Source organism: Streptomyces sp., from assembly GCF_035563135.1.
Lineage (GTDB): Bacteria > Actinomycetota > Actinomycetes > Streptomycetales > Streptomycetaceae > Streptomyces.
Map to the genome: position 1 here is coordinate 1 of NZ_DATMVN010000122.1, position 2,359 is coordinate 2,359.

The 2,359-nt window shown below is 73.9% G+C and carries 3 protein-coding genes; 1 reads left to right on the plus strand and 2 read right to left on the minus strand.

Features of this window, described 5'->3' with window-relative positions; all coding sequences use genetic code 11:
* Positions 1-9: 9 nt before the first annotated feature.
* Positions 10-858, minus strand: coding sequence for an SMP-30/gluconolactonase/LRE family protein (locus VN520_RS05365; RefSeq protein WP_325745676.1), 849 nt, complete (start codon positions 856-858; stop codon positions 10-12).
* On the minus strand, positions 855-1,628 hold the full coding sequence (locus VN520_RS05370) for an IclR family transcriptional regulator (RefSeq protein ID WP_325745677.1): 774 nt from the start codon (positions 1,626-1,628) through the stop codon (positions 855-857). Before VN520_RS05370 ends, VN520_RS05365 begins: the two co-directional genes overlap by 4 nt.
* 214 nt (positions 1,629-1,842) lie before the next feature.
* On the opposite strand from VN520_RS05370, the gene VN520_RS05375 reads away from it, so the two are divergent.
* Positions 1,843-2,359: phosphatase PAP2 family protein (locus VN520_RS05375; protein WP_325745678.1), on the plus strand; the 517-nt coding region annotated here is incomplete at its 3' end.

Genomic DNA, 2,359 nt, shown 5'->3' on the forward strand with positions numbered 1-2,359 from the left:
CCTGCCCGCTCACCCGGCGAACGGCGTCCCCGGCAGCCCCTGCCCCACGTCCGGCAGCACGAGCAGGGAGCCCGACAGCGGGTGGGGCGCGTCCAGGCCCGTCCGGGCGGTGGACACGTACAGGTCGCGCAGGCCGGGCCCGCCGAACGCGCACGCCGTGGGCCGCCGGACCGGCAGCTCCACGATCCGGTCCAGCCGGCCGTCGGGGGTGTGGCGCCGGATCGCCGCGCCGTCCCAGAGGGCGGTCCACACACAGCCCTCGGCGTCCACCGTCAGCCCGTCGGGCCACCCGGCGCCCTGCTCGACGGTGGCGAAGGGGCGTCTGTTCAGCACGCGCTCCCCGTCCACGTCGAAGACGTCGATGCGCCGTGTGGGGGTGTCGGTGTAGTACATGAACCGGCCGTCCGGGCTCCATCCGGTGCCGTTGCTGACGGTCACCGTGTCCAGGAGGCGGCTCACCGTGCCGTCCGGGGCGATCCGGGAGAGGGAGCCGCCCGCCTCCGCCTCGTCGTAGCGCATGGTGCCCGCCCAGAGGGCGCCGTCCGGTGCCACGGCCGCGTCGTTGCCCCGCCGCCCCGGGACGGGGTCGTGGACCAGCCAGGAGAAGGTGCCGTCGGCGTCGTACAGGCCCGTCCCGTCCCGCAGGACGGCCACGAGGCCGCCGCCCGCCCGCGGCTTCGCCGCTCCGACGTGCTGGCCGGTGGCCATGACCGTACGACGGCCGTTCGACGGGTCGTAGGTGTGGATGCGGGACGAGAGGATGTCGACCCAGATCAGCCGCCCCGCGGCCGGGTCCCAGGTGGGGCCTTCGCCCAGTTCGGCCTGCTCCCGCACGGCCACCTCCAGGACCGGCCTCATATCTGCGGCCGGTGGTGCCCGAGCCGGCCGGACAGCGCGTCGGCGCCGCCCGCCGCGAGCTGCGCGAGTTCCGCCTCGCGCTCCTCGCTCCAGCGGATCATCGGCACGGAGATGGACAGCGCGGCGACGACCCGTCCGGACCGGTCCCGTACGGGTGCGGCCACACAGCTCACGTCCGGGTTCGACTCCCGGTGCTCCACCGCTACCCCCCGCTTGCGGACGACGGCGAGCGCGGCCCGCAGCTCCGTCGCGTCGGTGAGGCTGTTGTCGGTCATGGCGATGAGCTCGCGCCCGTCGAGGCGGGCGTCGAGCTCCGCCTCCGGGAGCGCGGCGAGCAGCAGCTTGCCGACGGAGGTGCAGTGTGCGGGCAGTTTGCGGCCGGCCGCGGAGACCATGCGGACGGCGTGCGTGGAGTCCACCTTGGCGATGTAGATGACCTCGGTGCCCTCGAGGATCGCGACGTGGACCGTCTCGCCGCAGGTCTCGGCGACCTCACGGGCCACCTGCTGGCCCTCGGCCGCGAGGTCGAGCTGCTCGGCGTAGCGGCTGCCGAGCTGGTAGGTGCGCACCCCCAGCCGGTAGCGGCCCGGCTGCTCCGGGACCGTGACCAGGTAGGACCTCGCGGCGAGCGTGGTGAGCAGTTCGTGGACGGTGGTCCGCGGCAGTTGGAGCTTGCGCGTGACCTCGGGGGCGGAAAGCGTTCCCTCTCCCTGGAGGAAGAGTTCGAGCACATCCAGCGCCCTGGTCACCGCAGGGACGAGTCGCCCCATGATCGTCCGCCAATCTGTTCGGCACACCGGTCAATGACCGGAATCACGAACGCAGGCTAGTCGCAGGAAAGTCGTCCGGGCAACGTCTTCGGCCCGGCGGAACGGGCGGGGCGGGGCCGCTTCCGCGCATTCCGCACGTTTCGGCCGGGATTCCACGGAGCCCGCCGCGCGCGCCTCCTGGTTCACCGCCCGGTCGCAGGGTATTCGCTGTCCCATGTCGACAATGAGCAGTTTCCCCTCCCCGGGCCGCTGGCATGCCCGGTTCCACCAGCGGGATCTCGCCGTGTTCCAGCGCGTGGCCGAGAGACACTGGCCCGGCGCCGATGCCGTCCTGCCCCGGCTGAGCCGCAGCGCCAACCACGGGCTGCTGTGGGTCGGGGCCGCCGCGGGCATGGCGGTGCTGGGCTCCAGCGCGCGGTCGCGCCGGGCGGCGCTGCGCGGGGTCGCCTCGCTGGCCGTCGCCTCGGCAGCGATCAACACCGTGGCCAAGCGGGCGGTGCGCAGGGAGCGTCCGCTGCTGGACATGGTTCCGGTCATGAGGCGGCTGAAGCGCCAGCCGTTCACCACGTCCTTCCCGTCGGGGCACGCGGCGTCCGCGGCGGCCTTCGCGACGGGCGTCGCCCTGGAGTCCAAGGGCTGGGGCGCGGTCGTCGCGCCGGTCGCGGCGGCCGTTGCCGCGTCCCGCGTCTACACCGGTGTCCACTATCCGAGCGATGTGCTGGCCGGTGCGG

Coding starts and splice junctions, on each gene's coding strand:
- VN520_RS05365 (WP_325745676.1), bottom strand. CDS start 858: ATGAGGCCGGTCCTGGAGGTGGCCGTGCGGGAGCAGGCCGAACTGGGC.
- VN520_RS05370 (WP_325745677.1), bottom strand. CDS start 1,628: ATGGGGCGACTCGTCCCTGCGGTGACCAGGGCGCTGGATGTGCTCGAA.